The sequence below is a fragment of the Comamonas koreensis genome (genome assembly GCF_021026195.1).
GTDB lineage: Bacteria > Pseudomonadota > Gammaproteobacteria > Burkholderiales > Burkholderiaceae_C > Comamonas > Comamonas koreensis.
Genome location: NZ_JAJNCT010000010.1, coordinates 250,518 through 267,061, shown reverse-complemented (window position 1 = coordinate 267,061; position 16,544 = coordinate 250,518). Strand labels below are relative to the sequence as shown.

General features: G+C 64.3%; 14 protein-coding genes. 12 read left to right on the top strand and 2 right to left on the bottom strand.

Annotated elements, in window-relative coordinates; translation table 11 throughout:
* Positions 1-114: 114 nt before the first annotated feature.
* A complete protein-coding gene (locus LPW39_RS11650; protein ID WP_230774846.1) occupies positions 115-1,137 on the bottom strand; it encodes a porin in 1,023 nt (340 codons plus the stop codon).
* Between the two features lie 294 nt (positions 1,138-1,431).
* On the opposite strand from LPW39_RS11650, the gene LPW39_RS11645 reads away from it, so the two are divergent.
* The 10 genes from LPW39_RS11645 to LPW39_RS11600 all read left to right on the top strand — a co-directional run bounded on the left by LPW39_RS11645 (position 1,432) and on the right by LPW39_RS11600 (position 13,709).
* The gene (locus LPW39_RS11645; RefSeq protein WP_230774844.1) at positions 1,432-2,049 is read left to right on the top strand and encodes a Crp/Fnr family transcriptional regulator; all 618 of its coding nucleotides are present in this window, start codon (positions 1,432-1,434) and stop codon (positions 2,047-2,049) included.
* Between the two features lie 168 nt (positions 2,050-2,217).
* A complete protein-coding gene (locus LPW39_RS11640; RefSeq protein WP_230774842.1) occupies positions 2,218-4,284 on the top strand; it encodes a sensor domain-containing diguanylate cyclase in 2,067 nt (688 codons plus the stop codon).
* A 90-nt stretch (positions 4,285-4,374) separates the two neighbouring features.
* The gene (locus LPW39_RS11635; RefSeq protein WP_230774833.1) at positions 4,375-5,322 is read left to right on the top strand and encodes a LysR family transcriptional regulator; all 948 of its coding nucleotides are present in this window, start codon (positions 4,375-4,377) and stop codon (positions 5,320-5,322) included.
* Between the two features lie 62 nt (positions 5,323-5,384).
* Positions 5,385-6,977: an ABC transporter ATP-binding protein gene (locus LPW39_RS11630; RefSeq protein WP_230774830.1), complete on the top strand. Its 1,593-nt coding sequence runs from the start codon at positions 5,385-5,387 to the stop codon at positions 6,975-6,977.
* Positions 6,970-8,052, top strand: coding sequence for an ABC transporter permease (locus LPW39_RS11625; protein ID WP_230774829.1), 1,083 nt, complete (start codon positions 6,970-6,972; stop codon positions 8,050-8,052). The genes LPW39_RS11630 and LPW39_RS11625 overlap by 8 nt, the downstream gene beginning before the upstream one ends.
* The gene (locus LPW39_RS11620) at positions 8,052-8,972 is read left to right on the top strand and encodes an ABC transporter permease (protein WP_021027743.1); all 921 of its coding nucleotides are present in this window, start codon (positions 8,052-8,054) and stop codon (positions 8,970-8,972) included. The genes LPW39_RS11625 and LPW39_RS11620 overlap by 1 nt, the downstream gene beginning before the upstream one ends.
* A gap of 78 nt (positions 8,973-9,050) precedes the next feature.
* A complete protein-coding gene (locus tag LPW39_RS11615) occupies positions 9,051-10,199 on the top strand; it encodes a BMP family ABC transporter substrate-binding protein (RefSeq protein WP_230774827.1) in 1,149 nt (382 codons plus the stop codon).
* A gap of 200 nt (positions 10,200-10,399) precedes the next feature.
* Entirely contained in the window at positions 10,400-11,548 is a 1,149-nt protein-coding gene (locus LPW39_RS11610; RefSeq protein ID WP_230774825.1) for a BMP family ABC transporter substrate-binding protein, read from the top strand.
* A gap of 120 nt (positions 11,549-11,668) precedes the next feature.
* Positions 11,669-12,658, top strand: coding sequence for an aromatic ring-hydroxylating dioxygenase subunit alpha (locus LPW39_RS11605; protein ID WP_230774823.1), 990 nt, complete (start codon positions 11,669-11,671; stop codon positions 12,656-12,658).
* Position 12,659: 1 nt separating this feature from the next.
* The gene (locus LPW39_RS11600; RefSeq protein WP_230774821.1) at positions 12,660-13,709 is read left to right on the top strand and encodes an adenosine deaminase; all 1,050 of its coding nucleotides are present in this window, start codon (positions 12,660-12,662) and stop codon (positions 13,707-13,709) included.
* A 50-nt stretch (positions 13,710-13,759) separates the two neighbouring features.
* Here LPW39_RS11600 and LPW39_RS11595 read toward each other — a convergent pair whose 3' ends face one another.
* Positions 13,760-14,224 carry an HIT family protein gene (locus LPW39_RS11595; RefSeq protein ID WP_133857827.1) on the bottom strand — a complete coding sequence of 155 codons (465 nt, stop codon included), beginning with the start codon at positions 14,222-14,224 and terminating at the stop codon, positions 13,760-13,762.
* 281 nt (positions 14,225-14,505) lie between these two features.
* On the opposite strand from LPW39_RS11595, the gene guaD reads away from it, so the two are divergent.
* Both guaD and dcd read left to right on the top strand, forming a co-directional pair.
* Positions 14,506-15,807 (top strand): guanine deaminase, encoded by a 1,302-nt coding sequence (gene guaD / locus LPW39_RS11590; RefSeq protein ID WP_230774819.1) that lies wholly within the window; start codon positions 14,506-14,508, stop codon positions 15,805-15,807.
* A 102-nt stretch (positions 15,808-15,909) separates the two neighbouring features.
* Entirely contained in the window at positions 15,910-16,476 is a 567-nt protein-coding gene (dcd, locus tag LPW39_RS11585) for a dCTP deaminase (protein ID WP_021027736.1), read from the top strand.
* Positions 16,477-16,544: the final 68 nt, after the last annotated feature.

The following is a 16,544-nucleotide window of genomic DNA, read 5'->3' as shown; positions in this document are numbered from 1 at the left end:
CGGCGCTGATGCGCTGGGTCTGCCCAAGCGGCAAGAAAAAACGCCAAGCATGCACAGATGCTTGGCGTTTTGCGTGGTGGGCCCGAAGCCCGCACAGACCGCTACACGAGCCGCTTAGAAGCGGTGGCGGATGCCGACGCCAAAGCTGGTGCCGTTGCCAAAGTCCTTGACCTTGTCGTACATCACGATGGCGTAGCCGTCGGTGCGCTTGGAGAAGTCGTAGTTGTAGCCGACGGAGACGGTGTCACGCTTGGCATTGCTGTCTTGCAGCTTGCTGTGCGCCCAACCGGCGAGGATGCGGCTGGTGGCGCCCAGCGGCACGGTGGCTCCCAGGCTGGCGGTCTTGATCTTGCTGTCTGTGTCCTTGCCCGTGGTCTGGCCATAGGTGGCATAGGCCTTGGCAAAACCTGCGTCATAGCTGGTGCCGACCATCCAGTTGCGGTAGTTCTGGTCGAGGACGGTAGAGACGGGATTGCTCAGATCCACGGTTTCGTAGAAGGCTGTCACGGCCAAGGGGCCGCTGGCATAGGTCGCGTTCAGACCGATGTTGTTCTTGCCACCGTCCCCGGCCTGTTCGCCAAACTGGTAGTGCAGGTTGCCGCTGAAACCACCGACCTTGGGGGTGCTGTAGATGACCTGGTTGCCCCAGCCGGTGTCGGAGGGGTTGCTTTTTTGCCAGCCGCTTTTGTTGAACAGCGACACGTTTTGGTGCAGCACCAGCGGGGAGAAGGTGAACGAATCACCAAAGGGGTTCATCGAGATGGTCGGCACAAAGTTGGGCGCCACGGTGCGGCCCAAGGTGACGGCACCAAAATCGCCGGACAGCGACACCAACGCATCGCGCGACCAGAAAATGTCGCCGTTGAAGCGGCCGGGCGTGCCGGTGTCGGCGCGCATGAAGCTGGTCAGCAGGAAGCTGGCCTTGAGGCCGCCGCCCAGATCTTCGGTGCCCTTGAAGCCAAACCAGGAGGTGGTCATGCCTCCGCTGCCCAGGGTGGAGGTGCGTCCGTCATCGCCGGGGGATTTCATCGAGCCGATATACATATCGACCAAGCCGGTTGCAGTCACCGACGATTGGGCTTGCGCCGCAGAGGCGCAGACGGCCATCACGGCCAGGGCGAGCAGTTTGTTATTCATGGCATTCCTTTGTTACAAACGTGTGAATTTGTGATAGCGGCGAATTGTGAAGTCAGTGCCGACCGCTCTGAGCAATATGTGTGCCAAAAGCTAAAAAAACCGCTGGTAAAGACCCGTGGTGTGGCGTGAACGCCGCATATTCCGGGTATACGGTTTTTGAATGCACTGGAAGGCGGGTAGCTGGTTAGTGCGGCTTCGTGCGCGTCGCAAGCACCAACTTTTGGCGTGCAGATCTGGGGCAAGGATTGATGTAGCTCAATGTGCACAGGCTGCAATCGCGGCAAAGTGCGGCCCATGCCTGACTTACTCTGCCTGGATGAATTTGCCCCCCACAGCGCCAGCGCGGGTGCTTTGCTGCGCCAGCGCCACCAGCCATTGATGGATGTGTTGTACCTGGAGCGGGGCTCGGTCGCTTTTGGCGTGCAGGAAGAGGGGCGCATGCGCCACCTGCTCGGGGTGATGGAGGGCCCCTGCTGGCTGGATGCTGCCCCCGCGTTGGCCAACCAGCCCTGCGCTGTGGATATGGTGGCGCAGACCGCCGTGCAATGGCGAGCGGTGCCGGTGGAGCAACTGCGCGGCTACCTGCTGCAATGGCCGGCAGAGGCCCAGGGCCTGGTGGCCAGCATGGCCCAGGGCTACTGCCAGCAGGCTGCGCTGGCGGTCAGCCGGGTGGCGCAGGACGCCGTGGCGCGTTGCGCCGAATGGCTGCTGCTGCATGCCGAGCCCGGTGACCAGGGTCTCAGGGTGCAGCTGGCGCAATCCAAGCGCCAGATTGCCGCCCACCTGGGCATCGCGCCCGAGACGCTCTCGCGTGTGCTGCGCCAGCTGCGCGATCAGGGCCTGCTTGACGGCCTGGGCAAAAACCTCTGGCTGCCGCAGCCCGAATCGCTGCGCCAACTCGCCAAAGCCTGATGGGCGCATTTGTAACCCGGGTTTTCTCCGTCCGGTTTTGTCCCGATACCCGCGCTGGTACATAACCGCCAATATGTGGCACCTGAAAGGAGGTGCCGCATGCCAGAGTCTGTTATTTGCCATCACCAGAATCTGGTTCCCGCCGCCATGGTGGCCAGGTAGCGCGGCATGGATGGCAGGCAGGTGCATTGGCAGCCCGATCCTCCACCGCCGGTAGAAGGCCTGCGCGATACGGCCGGGCCCTGGCTGTGGCGGCTGTGGGTGGTGGTGCCCTTGATGGTGCTGCTGGGCACGGCGCTGCTGCAGTGGCTGGCGATCCATGCCAGCCAGCAGACGGTGATCACCCAGCTATCGACCCAGCAGGCGGATGAAGCAGAGATGCTGGCCCGGCTGATGGGCAGCAAGCTGGAGCAGAGCCAGAAGGTGCTGGGCGCGCTGGCCGAAGCGGCAGCGCCCTGGGTGCAAGGCCCCGCGTCCCAACCGCCCCCGCTGCTGGAGCAAGGACTGGCGGCTACGCGCTACTTTGACAGCCTGGTGTTTGCGCGCGGCGCCCAGGTCATCCGGCGGCAGGTGCGCGATGCGGGCCAGGGCGACGAGGCCGTCGAGCCCGCCGAGCGGGATCTGCTGCGCCGGGTCATGGTCGATGGCAAACCGCAGGTGTCCGAACCCTTCAAAAGTGCCGCCGGCGGTCCGAGCATTGCGCTGGGCATTCCACTGCGCGACAAGCAGGGCAGCGTGCAGGGCGCCATGGCCGGGGTGCTGCGCCTGCAGTCGCAAAGCCTGCTGCCGGTATCGCTGGCGGCCACCCCGCCTGACAGCGGGCAACTGGTGCTGATGACGGCTGCTGGTGTGTTGATCTCCCACCCCGATCCGACCCGGATTCTGGGTACCTCCGACGATGACCCCTTGCTGGCCCAGGTGCTGCAGCGCTGGCAGGAGCGCGCAGCCGCTGGTGGCCCTCTTTCTGCGCAGTCCTGGTGGCTGGCACCCCATCTCGTGAGCGTGGCGCAAATGCCTTCCGTCCGCTGGCTGGTGCTGCGGGTGATGCCTCATGACCAGAGCCTGCAAAGCTGGGGCCGCCAATGGCGCAGCTGGTGGTGGCTGCTGCTGATGCCGCTGGCTCTGGCAGCGCTGACCTGGTTGTGGCTTTGGGGCCATAGCCGGCGTTTCAAGCTGCTGGTGGCGCAGACACCGCTGCCGATTGCACCGGCGCCGGTGCTGTCGCTGGCCTCGGGTCCTGTCCAGACTGCCGACCTGGCCAGCGGCCCGCCGCCCGACGAGATCGACCGCATGGGTATGCACCTCCAAGAGTTGGGCCAGCAGCGCGACTCGCTCGCCGAGCAATTGCGCCAGCAGCAGCAATTGGCCGAGAGTGTGCTCGCGCATGCGCGCTTTTCTTTTTTGCTGCTGCAGGGAGACCAGATCCAGCAGGTGTCGCAGGCGCTGGCGCATCTGCTGGGCTACAGCCGCCAGGACTTGCAAGGCCAGCCGGTACGCATGCTGGCGATGGCCGACCAGGATTTTGACGAGGCCTGGGAACAACTGGCCCCGGATCTGGAGCGCCAGGGCAGTGCCGAGACCAGTGTGGTGCTGCGCCACCAGTCGGGCGCGCCCGTGATGGTCAGCCTGCATCTGGTGAACATCGCGGAGGCGGGATCGGAGTTGCGCTGGTGCTTTGTGCGCGCCGGCCAGGCCCGGGTGGCCGCGCAGTCGCCCAGCCGCATGGACAAGCTCACCCTGCTGCCCAACTACGAAGCGCTGCTGCTGCACCTGACCGCCTTGCTGCAGGCCCGGCGCGAGGGGCTGGACCAGTCCTCGCCCAGTGCGCCGGTGCTGTTCTATGTGAATGTGGACAATATGTCCGCCATCAATGCGCTGGCCGGCCATGCGCAGGGCGATCTGGTGCTGCAGCATGTGGCGCGCCAGCTGCAGCTGCTGCAGCCATTCCAGGGCTATGCGGCGCGGGTGGCGGGCGACAAGTTTGCGCTGGTGCTGCGCCAGTGCAGCCCGGAAAAGGCCCATGAGCTGGCCGCCCAGCTCTGCGACACCTTGCAGAACTGGCAGCCCCAGCTGCGCAGCAAGCATTTTGTGGTCACCGTCAGCATCGGCCTGCTGCAGATCGATGCCTCGTTTGCCGATGCGCTGCAGGCGGTGCGCGCGGCCGACATGGCCAGCTACAGCGCCAAACGCCAGGGCGGCAACCGCGCCTGCTGGCGCGAGGCCAAGGTGGCTTGAAGACTTCGTTGGCCCCGGCTTGGGGTAAGAACCGGGACGCCCTGCAGGTCCCGGCTGCTAAGCTTGAATGTCCACATTCAAAATACTCGCATGCGCGACCAAGCCCTGTTTGACAAGATTGACCTGCACCTGATCCGGGTGCTGCACACGGTGCTGACCGAGCGCAGCGTCTCGCGGGCGGCCTTGCGGCTGGGCATGTACCAGCCGGCGGTGTCGGCGGCGCTCAAGCGCCTGCGCGATCTGGCGGGCGATCCTCTGCTGGTGCGTTCGGGCGCGGCGATGACGCCGACCGACAAGGGCCAGCGCATGGTCGAGCCCGCGGCCGCCATCCTGCGCGCTGCCGAGAGCCTGTTCAGCAATGCCCGCGATTTTGACCCGCAGACGGCGACCCGTACTTTCCGTATTGCAGCGAGTGATTACTTCGATCCGCTGTTTCTGCCTGCGCTGGTGGCGCGCATCAAGTCCGAGGCGCCGCTGTGTGTAGTGGAGATCTATCCGCTGTCGTCCGAGACCCATTACCACGCCCAGCTCGCCAACGGCGATATCGACGTGGTGGTGGGCAACTGGCTGCAGCCCACCGGCGATCTGCACATGACCAGCCTGATGAGTGACGACGTGGTGAGCATGGTGAGCAGCCGCCACCCGGCCGTGCGGCGGGGTTGGGATGTGGAGGCCTGGCTGCAGGCCGAGCATATTGCGCCGACGGCCACGCACCCGGGCGCGCGCGGCATCATTGATGCCCGCCTCGATGCGCTGGGGGTGGAACGGCGCATCATGGCGCGCTGCGCCCATTTCAGTGCGATACCGGCGATGGTGGCATCGAGCTTGCTTGTGCTGACCACGGGGCGCCAGTTCTGTGAGCGCTTTGTCGACAAGCATGCGCTGACGATTCTGGACTGCCCGCTGGCGCTGCCGCCGCTGGACTATTACCTGCTGTGGCATGCCCGAACCCATGCCTCCGATGCCGCCATCTGGCTGCGTGCCTGTTTGAAAAAAACCGCTCTCTCTTTGCGCAGCCCGGCGGGCCTTTCGGTGTGAGTGCGCGCATCTTGAGGCCAAATGCCCACATTGGGTAACAATTTGAGGGACAATTGCCGCCCATGAAAGAACAGACCCCGACACCGACAACCGATGGCGCGGCCGCGCCCCGGTTACAGCTGATCGGCATTACCAAGCGCTACCCAGCGGTTGTAGCCAATAACAAAGTATCGTTAAAAGTACGGGCCGGGGAAATCCACGCCGTGCTGGGCGAGAACGGCGCTGGCAAGTCCACGTTGATGAAGATCATCTACGGCTCGGTCAAGCCCGATGAGGGCCAGATCCTGGTCGATGGCCAGCCGGCGCAGATCCGCAACCCCCAGGAGGCGCGCCAACTGGGCATCAGCATGGTGTTCCAGCATTTCAGCCTGTTCGACACCTTGACCGTAGCCGAGAACGTCTGGCTGGGCCAAAACAAGAGCCTGTCGCTCGCAGAAGTGACTGCTCGCATCACCGAGGTGGCCAGCGAATATGGGCTGGACATTGACCCCCAGCGGCCGGTGCACAGCCTGTCGGTGGGCGAGATGCAGCGGGTGGAGATCATCCGTGGCCTGCTGACCCGGCCCCGGGTGCTGATTCTCGATGAGCCGACCTCGGTGCTCACGCCCCAGGCGGTCGAGAAGCTGTTCATCGTGCTGCGCAAGCTGGCCGCCGAGGGCTGCAGCATTCTTTACATCAGCCACAAGCTCCATGAAATCCGCGCGCTCTGCACCGCCTGCACGGTGCTGCGTGGCGGTGAAGTGACGGGCGAATGCGATCCGCGCGAGCAAAGCAATGCCTCGCTGTCGCGCATGATGATTGGCGCCGAGCCCCCGATGCTGGAGCTGCGCCCCAGCCAGGCGGGTGCGACGGTGCTGACGGTGCAGCAACTGCGCCTGGCCAAGCAGGACCCGTTTGGTGTGGACCTGGACGGCATCTCGTTGCAGGTGCGGGCCGGCGAGGTGGTGGGCATTGCCGGTGTCTCGGGCAATGGCCAGAAGGAGCTGCTGTATGCGCTCTCGGGCGAAGACATGCGCGCCGAGCCGCAGGCCGTGTTGATGGACACGACGCCGATGGGGCGCATGGGCCCGGGCCAGCGCCGCGCGCTGGGCCTGCATTTTGTACCTGAGGAGCGCCTGGGCCGGGGCGCCGTGCCCAGCATGAGTCTGGCGCACAACCTGGTGCTGACCCGCAATGAGATGCTGGGCGCAGGTGGTTGGCTGCGCATGGGCCAGCTCGACCAGATGGCACGCGGCATCATTGCGCGCTTTGGCGTCAAGGCCGGTGGGCCGCATGCCAGTGCGCAGTCGCTCTCGGGCGGCAACCTGCAAAAGTTCATCGTGGGCCGGGAGATCGATGCCAAGCCCCGCCTGCTGATCGTCTCGCAGCCCACCTGGGGGGTGGATGTGGGCGCGGCAGCGCAGATCCGGGGCGAGATCCTGGCGCTGCGCGATGCGGGCTGCGCCGTCTTGGTGCTCAGTGAGGAGTTGGAAGAATTGTTTGAAATCAGTGACCGCCTGCATGTGATTGCCAAGGGGCGCCTGTCGCCATCGGTGGCGCGGGCTGATGCCTCGGTGCAGCTGATCGGCGAATGGATGAGCGGCCTTTGGGAAGGCCGCAGTGCCGCCCCGGCTGCCGTGGCTGCGGTTGCTGCTGAGGAGGGCCGCCATGCTTAAGCTGGAGCAACGCCCCCAGGCCTCGCGCTTCTGGACCTTTGGCTCACCGGTGCTGGCCTTGCTGATCACGGTGCTGATCGGTGTGGGCCTGTTCGTGCTGCTGGGCAAGGACCCCGTCAAGGGCCTGCAGGCCTTTTTCTGGGAACCGATCAAGTCCGGCTATGCGCTGGGCGAATTGACGATGAAGGCCACGCCGCTGCTGCTGATTGCGCTGGGCCTGGCGGTCTGCTTTCGCTCCAATGTCTGGAACATTGGTGCCGAAGGCCAGTTTGTCATCGGCGCCGTGGCTGCGGGCGGCATGGCCTTGCTGGCCGACAAGAACACCGGCCCCTGGATCGTGCCTGTCATCCTGCTGGCCGGCATGCTTGGCGGCATGGTCTGGGCCGGCATCGTTGCTTGGCTGCGCGACCGCTTCAATGCCAACGAGATTCTGGTCAGCCTGATGCTGGTCTATGTCGCGACCCTGGTGCTGGGCTACCTGGTCTATGGGCCCTGGAAGGACCCGATGGGCTACAACTTCCCGCAGACCAAGAGCTTCGAGAAGATCACGCAAATCCCCAAATTGGTGCAAGGCATGCGCATGAACATCGGCGTGCTGATCGCACTGGCCGGTGCTGCGATGCTCTGGATCTACCTGTTCCGCACCCGTGCTGGCTTGGCCCAGCAGGTCGGTGGCCTGGCGCCATCGGCAGCCCGCTATGCCGGCTTCTCGTCGCGCAAGGCCTTGTGGACGGCGCTGATGATCTCGGGCGCCACCGCCGGCCTGGCTGGCGCGCTGGAAGTGGCCGGCCCCCTGGGCCAGCTCACCCCCTATGTGCCCGCCGGCTATGGCTTTGCGGCCATCATCGTCGCCTTTGTCGGCCGCCTGCATCCGGTGGGCATGGTTTTCTCCGCGATTCTTATGAGCATGTTCTATATCGGCGGCGAGCTGGCGCAGTCGCGCCTGGGTCTGCCCAAGGCCCTGACCGGCGTTTTCCAGGGGCTGCTGCTGTTCACCTTGCTGGCCTGTGACACCTTGGTGGTCTACCGCCTGCGTTGGGTGGCATCGCGCGCCGCAGTGAAGGGAGGCCTGTGATGGAATCCTATGCACTGCTTTTGGGCGCCACCTTGAGCGCTGGCACCGTGTTGGCGCTGGCCGCGCTGGGCCTGCTGATCAATGAGAAGGCGGGTATCGTCAACCTGGGTGCCGAGGGCATGATGCTGTGCGCGGCCATCGCCGGTTTTGCCACCGTGGTCCACACCGGCAGCACCTGGCTGGGCTTTGGCGCGGGCATGCTGGCGGGTGCTGTGCTGGCCGCCATCTTTGGCGTGCTGGTGATCTGGCTCAACACCAACCAGTACGCGACTGGCCTGGCGCTGTCCTTGTTCGGCGCGGGCTTCTCGGCCTTTGTCGGCCTGTCCTATGTGCAGGCCAAGCTGCCCAGCCTGCCCAAGTACGCCATCCCTGGCCTGGCCGATATCCCGCTGCTGGGCCCGGCGCTGTTTACCCTGCATCCGCTGGTCTATGGCGCGATGGCGCTGGTGCTGGTGATGATGTGGTTCCTTTACCGCACCCGCGCCGGCCTGGTGCTGCGTGCCGTCGGTGAATCGCCCACATCCGCCCATGCGCTGGGCTACCCGGTGCGCCGCATCCGCCTGATGGCTGTGGTGTTTGGCGGCGCGATGTGTGGCCTGGCTGGTGCCTACATCTCGACCGTCTACACGCCCCTGTGGGTCGAAGGCATGGTCTCGGGCCGGGGCTGGATTGCGCTGGCGCTGACCACCTTTGCCACCTGGCGCCCCGCGCGGGTGCTGCTGGGCGCCTACCTGTTCGGTGGTGTCACCATGCTGCAGTTCCACCTGCAGGCCAGCGGTGTGCAACTGGCCAGCCAGCTGCTGTCCATGCTGCCTTACCTGGCCACCATCGTGGTGCTGGTGCTGATCTCGCGCAATCCAACCTGGATTCGCGCCAACATGCCTGCCTCTTTGGGCAAGCCTTTCTATCCGGGCTCATAGGCGCGTGTCTCCACGCGCCCATAACGATAACAACGGCCCGGCATTCGTTCGTTTTTCATAAAAACCAAGGATTCATCCATGCAAACCGTGCGCAAGCGCTCCGTGATCAAGCTGATCGGCCTGTCGGCCCTCTCTCTGGCAGCGCTGACTGCCTGTGGCAAGAAGGAAGAGCCAGCGGCTCCTGCGGCGCCCGCGCCGGCAGCAGCAGCGCCGGCTGCTGACAAGCTCAAGGTCAGCTTCATGTATGTGAGCCCGATTGGCGATGGCGGCTGGACTTTCCAGCACGAGCTGGCGCGCAAGGCGATTGCGCAGAAGTTTGGCGACAAGATCGAGACCTCGATGGTAGAGAGCGTGCCCGAGTCGGCCGATGCCGAACGCGTGCTGCGCGACATGGCAGGCCAGGGCAACAAGCTCATTTTTGCGACCAGCTTTGGCTACCAGGAGTTTGTGCAGAAGGCGGCCGCAGATCTGCCCAACGTAAAGTTTGAGCACGCCACCGGCTACAAGCAGGCCGACAACGTGGCGGTCTACGACACCAAGACCTTCGAAGGCGCCTACCTGGCCGGTATCGTGGCCGGCTCGATGACCAAGACCAAGACCGTCGGTGTGGTCGCCTCGGTGCCGATTCCGGAAGTGGTGCGCAACATCAACAGCTTTGTGCTGGGCGCGCAAAGCGTGGACCCCAGCATCCAGGCCAAGGTGGTCTGGGTGAACGAATGGTTTGCGCCACCCAAGGAATCGGAAGCGGCCACCAGCCTGATCAATGGCGGCGTGGACGTGATGTACCAGAACACCAACTCGCCGGCCGTCCTCAAGACCGCTGAAGAGCGCGGCGTCTACGCCTTTGGCAAGGACGGCGACATGAGCGCCTTCGCACCCAAGGCCCACCTGGGCTCGGCGGTGATCGACTGGACGCCTTACTACAGCAAGGTGGTGGAAGACACCCTGGCTGGCAAGTGGCAGTCGGGCAACTTCTGGTGGGGCGTGAAGGAAGGCGCGATGGACCTGGTCAAGATCGCCGACCAGGTGCCCCAGGAAGCCAAGGACAAGGTGGCCAAGGCCAAGCAAGGCCTGAAGGACGGCAGCTTCGCCGTCTGGACCGGCCCGATCGTGGACAACAAGGGCCAGGAAGTGCTGGCCAGCGGCGTGGTGGGCGATGACGCCTTCCTGCGTGGCATCAACTTCTATGTCAAGGGCATCGAAGGCGCAGTGCCGGGCGCCAAGTAAAGGCGCTGCCCGGCTGCCGCCTTTGAAAGCGGCAGCCGGGCTTGCTGGCAAACAAACAACAAAGCAGCGCCGCGAACTGGCCAGCACTTGGAACCTGGCCCGATTTATGCATATATTGGCCGGGCGATGTTCTACCCCGCTGCAGGCCCGCATGCTGGCCTGTACAGCTCGACATTCCAACAACATTCGAGGACACAGAGATGACTGATTTCCATAAGCGTTCGCTGATCAAGGTCGCCGCGCTCTCCGCGCTGGCCGCTGCCGCCGTGGTGGGTTGCAGCAAGAAGGAAGAGGCGCCCGCGCCCGCACCGGCTGCTGCCCCAGCGGCCGCGGCGCCTGCTGCCGAGCCCTTGAAGATTTCCTTTGCCTACGTCGGCCCGGTGGGCGACGGCGGCTGGACCTTCGCACACGACCAGGCGCGCAAGGCGCTGGAGAAGGAATTTGGCGACAAGATCCAGACCAGCTATGTGGAAAGCGTGCCCGAAGGCGCAGACGCCGAGCGCGTGCTGCGCGATATGGCTACCCAGGGCAACAAGCTGGTATTTGGCACCACCTTTGGCTACATGGACGTGATCCAGAAGCTGGCGCCCGATTTTGCCGATATCAAGTGGGAACACGCCACGGGCTACAAGGTGGCCGGCAATGTCAGCACCTATGACAGCCGCACCTACGAAGGCGCTTACCTGGCCGGCATCATCGCCGGCTCGATGACCAAGAGCAACACACTGGGCGTGGTGGGCTCGGTGCCAATCCCCGAAGTGATCCGCAACATCAACAGCTTCACCCTGGGTGCGCAAAGCGTCAACCCCAAGATCAGCACCAAGGTGGTCTGGGTCAATGAATGGTTCAGCCCTCCGAAGGAAACCGAAGCGGCCACCAGCCTGATCAATGGCGGCGCCGACATTCTGTTCCAGAACACCGACTCGCCCGCTGTGCTCAAGACCGCCGAAGAAAAGGGCAAGCGCGCTTTTGGTTGGGATTCGGACATGACCGCCTACGGCCCCAAGGCCCACCTGGGCTCGGCCATCATCAACTGGACGCCGTACTACATTGACACCACCCGCAGCGCGCTGGAAGGCAAGTGGACCAGCCGCCAGACCTGGTGGGGTGTGAAGGAAGGCACGATCGACCTGGTGTCCATCGCCGAAGACGTGCCTGCCGAAGCCAAGGCCAAGGTGGAAGAAGTCAAGAAGGGCCTGAAAGACGGTACCTTCAGCATCTGGAAGGGCCCCATCCTGGGCCAGGACGGCAAGGAAATCCTGGCCGCCGACAAGGTTGCCGACGACGAATTCCTCAAGGGCATCAGCTTCTACATCAAGGGCGTGGAAGGCAATGTCCCTGGCAAGTGATGCGCGGGCGTTGCGCCGCATTTAAACGCGAGTAGCACAGGTGTTCTTTATGCCAGTGCTAACATCGTGACCCAAGGCTGCCTCAGGGCAGCCTTGTCATTTATACAAAGAGATTCCCCGATGATCGAAGCCCAACAATGGCACCCGGTTGCCTTGTCTGATGCGGTGGTGAGCGCCCCGCTGCCGGTGCGCCTGCTGGACCAGGAACTGGTGCTGTGGCGCGATGCGCAAGGCCAGGTGCAGGCCTTTGTCGACCGCTGCCCGCACCGTGGCGCCCGCCTGTCGCTGGGCCGCGTGCAGGATGGCCAGCTGGAGTGCCCCTACCATGGCTGGCAGTTTGCCAGCGGCGGCCAGTGTGTGAAGGTGCCGGCCGTGCCCGCCTTTGTGCCGCCGGCCAAGCACTGTGTTGCATCCTATGGCGTGCAGGAGGCCCATGGCCTGGTGTGGGTGCAGCTGGCGACCGATGCGGAGGGCCAGCCGGCCACGCCGCTGCCGGTGTTCGAGGCCGAGGCCGATGAGCGCCTGCGCAAGCTCAACTGCGGACCCTACGATGTGGAGGCCAGCGCGCCCCGCATCATCGAGAACTTTCTGGACATGTCGCACTTCGGCTTTGTGCACGAGGGCTGGCTGGGCAGCCGCGATGCAACCGAGATGTCGCACTACGAGGTGGAAACCACGGAGCGGGGCGTCAAGGCCACTGGCTGCAAGGCGATCCAGCCCCAGTCGAACCTGCATTCGACCAAGCCCGCTGAAGTGGACTACACCTATGAGGTGACTGCCCCCTATACCGCCTTGCTGACCAAGGTGCCCGAGAGCGGTTCGAGCAAGCAGGGCTGGCGCGAGGCCATTGGCCTGTTTGTCTGCCCGGTCACGCCCGATCGCAGCCGTGTCTGGTTCCGCCTGGCGGTGGCTGATTTCGACAGCACGGACGAGCAGCTGCAGCAGTTTCAGCATACGATCTTTACCCAGGACCAGCCCGTGCTGGAGTCCCAGATGCCCAAGCCGCTGCCACTCGATGCCAAGGCAGAACTGAACTCACCGGCCGACCGCATGTCGGTGGCCTACCGCCGCTACCTCAAGGCCAGTGGCGTCACTTTTGGAGTGTGTTGAGATGTACACCGTCCCACAAATCGATGCCGCCCGCCTGCCAGGCCTGCTGCGTGCCATGCCCAAGGCAGAACTGCACATGCACATCGAAGGCTCGCTGGAGCCCGAGCTGATTTTTGCGCTGGCCCAGCGCAACGGCGTGGCCTTGCCCTATGCCGATGTCGAGAGCCTGCGCGCCGCATACGCCTTCACCAACCTGCAGAGCTTTCTCGATATCTACTACGCGGGTGCCAGTGTCTTGCTGACCGAGCAGGACTTCTACGACATGGCCATGGCCTACCTGGAGCGCGCCGTAGCCGACAACGTGGTGCACACCGAGATCTTCTTCGATCCGCAGACGCACACCGCCCGTGGTGTGGCGATGGCCCATGTGATCCAGGGTCTGCACAAGGCCTGTGTGGATGCGGAAAAGCGCTGGGGCATCAGCTCGCAGCTGATCCTGAATTTTCTGCGCCACCTGAGCGAAGAAGAAGCGCTGCAGACCCTGGAAGAGGCGCTGCCTTACCGCGCCTATTTCAGCGGCGTGGGCCTGGACAGCAGCGAGGTCGGCAACCCGCCGGAGAAGTTTGCCCGCGTGTTCACCCGCTGCAAGGACCTGGGCCTGCGCCGCGTGGCCCATGCCGGTGAGGAGGGGCCACCCGCCTATATCTGGGGTGCGCTGGATTTGCTGCATGCCGAGCGGGTGGACCATGGCGTGCAAGCCGTGCACGATGACGCGCTGATGCAGCGCCTGCGCGACGAGCGCATTCCGCTCACCGTCTGCCCGCTGTCCAACCAGAAGCTGCAGGTCTTCCCCGACCTGGCCGACCACAATATGCCGCAGCTGCTGGCGGCCGGCCTGGTGGCCACCGTCAACTCGGACGATCCGGCCTACTTCGGTGGCTATATCAACGAGAACTTTGTGCAGCTGTTTGCCGCCACCGGCATGCACTCCGAGCAGGCCTACCAGCTGGCGGCCAACAGCTTTGAGGCGAGCTTTGTGCCAGCCAGCCGCAAGCAGGCCTGGCTGGGCCAGCTGCAGATGGCCTTTGCAGAGGCCGCCCGCCAAGGCTAAACGCAACAAGGGCGCCGTAAGGCGCCCTTGTTCTTTGGTGGGTGACGGCCTTAAGCCGCTACCGGCACCGATTCGGACAGCATTGCATTGCGCAGCTGCAGCGCATAGCCTTCCAGTACGGCACCACCGGGTTCCTTGCGCGGCCAGCTGAAGCTCACGCCATCATCGGCATGGCGCGGCACCACATGCAGGTGGAAGTGCGCGACGGTCTGGCCGCCTTCGACGCCATTGGCCTGGAGCAAGGTGAGGCCTGCGGGCTCGAAAGCGATCTTGGCAGCCAGTGCCACCTTGCGTGCGGTCTGCATCACCGCAGCCGATTCCTCGTCGGTGATCTCGAAAATATTGGCCGCATGGCGCTTGGTCGCCACCAACACATGGCCGGGGTTGACCTGGCCTAGGTCCATGAAGGCAATCGTCAAGGCGTCTTCATACACCTTGGCCGAGGGAATTTCTCCTTGCACGATTCGGCAGAAAATGCAGACACCGGCAGGGGACGGATCAACAAAATGCGGCATGGGACGGGCTTCCTCCTTGCAATGGTGCAGCGGGCGCTGTCTTGGCAGCGCCGCAGACTGTTTTAACCAACAGGTAAAACAAACACTATAGACCGCAGGGATGACCTGCGCATGGGTCGAGGACTGGGGTTTTCCCTGGTTAACGATGTGCCTACTGTCAGCGTACTGCCCGTGTCGCACGCCACCCCAAGCTGGCGCGGCCAACAGCCCTGTATCCGCGCATAGAAACTATTGCTGAGCTTATATAACGGCAGCCCTTGGCAGCCGCTAAGCTTGGCGCCATGCATATTTACCGATCCGCCTTGTTGCGCTTTGCCGAAGATGGCCAGGCGCTGTATGAAGAAGATGGCCTGCTGGCCGTGGCACCCGGCGCCGATGGGCGCGAGCGCGTGCTGGCCGCAGGCAGCTGGCAGGCGCTGTCTGCCCAGTTGCTGGCCCAGGCGGGGGCCGATGCCGTGGTCGAGCACCTGCCAGGCCGCATCATCGCGCCGGGCTTTGTGGACATGCACATCCACTACCCGCAGACCGATGTGATCGGCTCGCCCGCCAGCGGCCTCTTGCCCTGGCTCAATGACTACACCTTTCCCCATGAATCGCGCTTTGTCGATGCCCCCTACGCGGGCGAAGTCGCGCATTTCTTTGTCGATGAGCTGCTGCGCAATGGCGTGACCACGTCGCTGACGTTTGCGACCTCGCACCCGGCGTCGGCCGATGCGCTGTTTGCCGAGGCGCAAAAGCGCCAGATGCGGCTGATCACCGGCAAGGTGCTGCAGGACCGCCATTCGCCCGACGGCGTGCGCGATGAGACCGAACAAAGCCTGGTCGACACCGAGGCGCTGATCCGCCGCTGGCATGGCGTGGACCGCCTCGGCTATGCGATCACGCCGCGCTTTGCCCCCACCAGCACCGATGCCCAGCTGCGCGGTGCCGGCGAGCTGGCGGCGCGCTACAGCGATGTCTGGATCCAGTCGCATGTGGCGGAAAACCTGGACGAGATTGCCTGGGTGCGCGAGCTCTTCCCCGACAGCCGCAGCTACCTGCAGGTCTATGCCGACCGGGGCCTGATGCGCGAGCGCGCCGTCTATGCGCACTGCATCTACCTCGATGCGCGTGACCGCGCGCTGATGCACGAGACCGGCACCGCTGCGGCCATCAGCCCGACCAGCAACCTGTTTCTGGCCAGCGGCTTTTTTGACTATGCCCAGGCCGATGCGGCGCAGATGCTGTACGGCCTGGCCAGCGATGTGGGCGGCGGCACCAGCTTCAGCCCTTTCCGCACCATGCTGGCGGCCTATTTTGTGGGCCGCGAGGGGCGCGACAAGCAGGGCCTGTCGCTGGCGCCCAGCCATCTGTGGTGGCAGCACACGGCGGGCGCGGCGCGGGCGCTGGGCCTGGCGGGCGTCGTGGGCAACCTGCAACCGGGCTGCGAGGCCGACTTTGTCGTGGTCAATCCGCAGGCCACGCCACTGATCGCCCGCAAGACGGCGCAGGCCCGCAATCTGGAAGAGCTGCTGTTCAGTCTGATCGTGCTGGGCGATGACCGCCTGATCGAGCGCAGCCAGATCGCGCAGAAGCTGGGCTGATCCTGGTGCAGCGGTCGTGGAGCAAGGCCCCGGGGCGGCTGCAGATGCCGCCCGCTGGGGCCATGCCTTTCGCTACAATGCCGCCTAGGAGTTTTTTCAGACATGAGCATTCAAAGCGACAAGTGGATTCGCCGCATGGCGGAACAGCACGGCATGATCGAGCCCTTCGAGCCCGGTCAGGTGCGCCAGGTGGATGGCAAGAAAATCATCAGCTACGGCACCTCCAGCTATGGCTACGACATCCGCTGCGCCCGCGAATTCAAGGTGTTCACCAACATCCACAGCACCGTGGTCGATCCCAAGAACTTCGACGAGAAGAGCTTTGTCGATTTCGAGGGCGATTACTGCATCATTCCGCCCAACAGCTTCGCGCTGGCCCGCACCGTCGAGTACTTCCGCATTCCGCGCGATGTGCTGACCGTCTGCCTGGGCAAGAGCACCTATGCGCGCTGCGGCATCATCGTCAATGTGACGCCGTTCGAGCCGGAGTGGGAAGGTTATGTGACCCTGGAGTTCTCCAACACCACGCCGCTGCCAGCCAAAATCTACGCCGGTGAGGGCTGCGCACAGGTGCTGTTCCTGCGCGGTGATGAGCCTTGCGAGGTGAGCTACAAGGACCGCAATGGCAAGTACCAGGGCCAGCACGGCGTCACCTTGCCAAAGGCCTGAAAACGCCCCGCCCAGCCCCGCAGCCACTCCCGTTTTGGAGTGGCTTTTTTACTGGCGGGTGGCAGCGT

What these genes read in the sequence shown, in the direction of transcription:
- LPW39_RS11610 (WP_230774825.1), top strand. Translation starts at nt 10,400, where the DNA reads ATGACTGATTTCCATAAGCGTTCGCTGATCAAGGTCGCCGCGCTCTCC.
- LPW39_RS11650 (WP_230774846.1), bottom strand. Translation starts at nt 1,137, where the DNA reads ATGAATAACAAACTGCTCGCCCTGGCCGTGATGGCCGTCTGCGCCTCT.
- LPW39_RS11635 (WP_230774833.1), top strand. Translation starts at nt 4,375, where the DNA reads ATGCGCGACCAAGCCCTGTTTGACAAGATTGACCTGCACCTGATCCGG.
- LPW39_RS11630 (WP_230774830.1), top strand. Translation starts at nt 5,385, where the DNA reads ATGAAAGAACAGACCCCGACACCGACAACCGATGGCGCGGCCGCGCCC.
- dcd (WP_021027736.1), top strand. Translation starts at nt 15,910, where the DNA reads ATGAGCATTCAAAGCGACAAGTGGATTCGCCGCATGGCGGAACAGCAC.
- LPW39_RS11605 (WP_230774823.1), top strand. Translation starts at nt 11,669, where the DNA reads ATGATCGAAGCCCAACAATGGCACCCGGTTGCCTTGTCTGATGCGGTG.
- guaD (WP_230774819.1), top strand. Translation starts at nt 14,506, where the DNA reads ATGCATATTTACCGATCCGCCTTGTTGCGCTTTGCCGAAGATGGCCAG.
- LPW39_RS11595 (WP_133857827.1), bottom strand. Translation starts at nt 14,224, where the DNA reads ATGCCGCATTTTGTTGATCCGTCCCCTGCCGGTGTCTGCATTTTCTGC.
- LPW39_RS11600 (WP_230774821.1), top strand. Translation starts at nt 12,660, where the DNA reads ATGTACACCGTCCCACAAATCGATGCCGCCCGCCTGCCAGGCCTGCTG.
- LPW39_RS11625 (WP_230774829.1), top strand. Translation starts at nt 6,970, where the DNA reads ATGCTTAAGCTGGAGCAACGCCCCCAGGCCTCGCGCTTCTGGACCTTT.
- LPW39_RS11645 (WP_230774844.1), top strand. Translation starts at nt 1,432, where the DNA reads ATGCCTGACTTACTCTGCCTGGATGAATTTGCCCCCCACAGCGCCAGC.
- LPW39_RS11640 (WP_230774842.1), top strand. Translation starts at nt 2,218, where the DNA reads ATGGATGGCAGGCAGGTGCATTGGCAGCCCGATCCTCCACCGCCGGTA.
- LPW39_RS11615 (WP_230774827.1), top strand. Translation starts at nt 9,051, where the DNA reads ATGCAAACCGTGCGCAAGCGCTCCGTGATCAAGCTGATCGGCCTGTCG.
- LPW39_RS11620 (WP_021027743.1), top strand. Translation starts at nt 8,052, where the DNA reads ATGGAATCCTATGCACTGCTTTTGGGCGCCACCTTGAGCGCTGGCACC.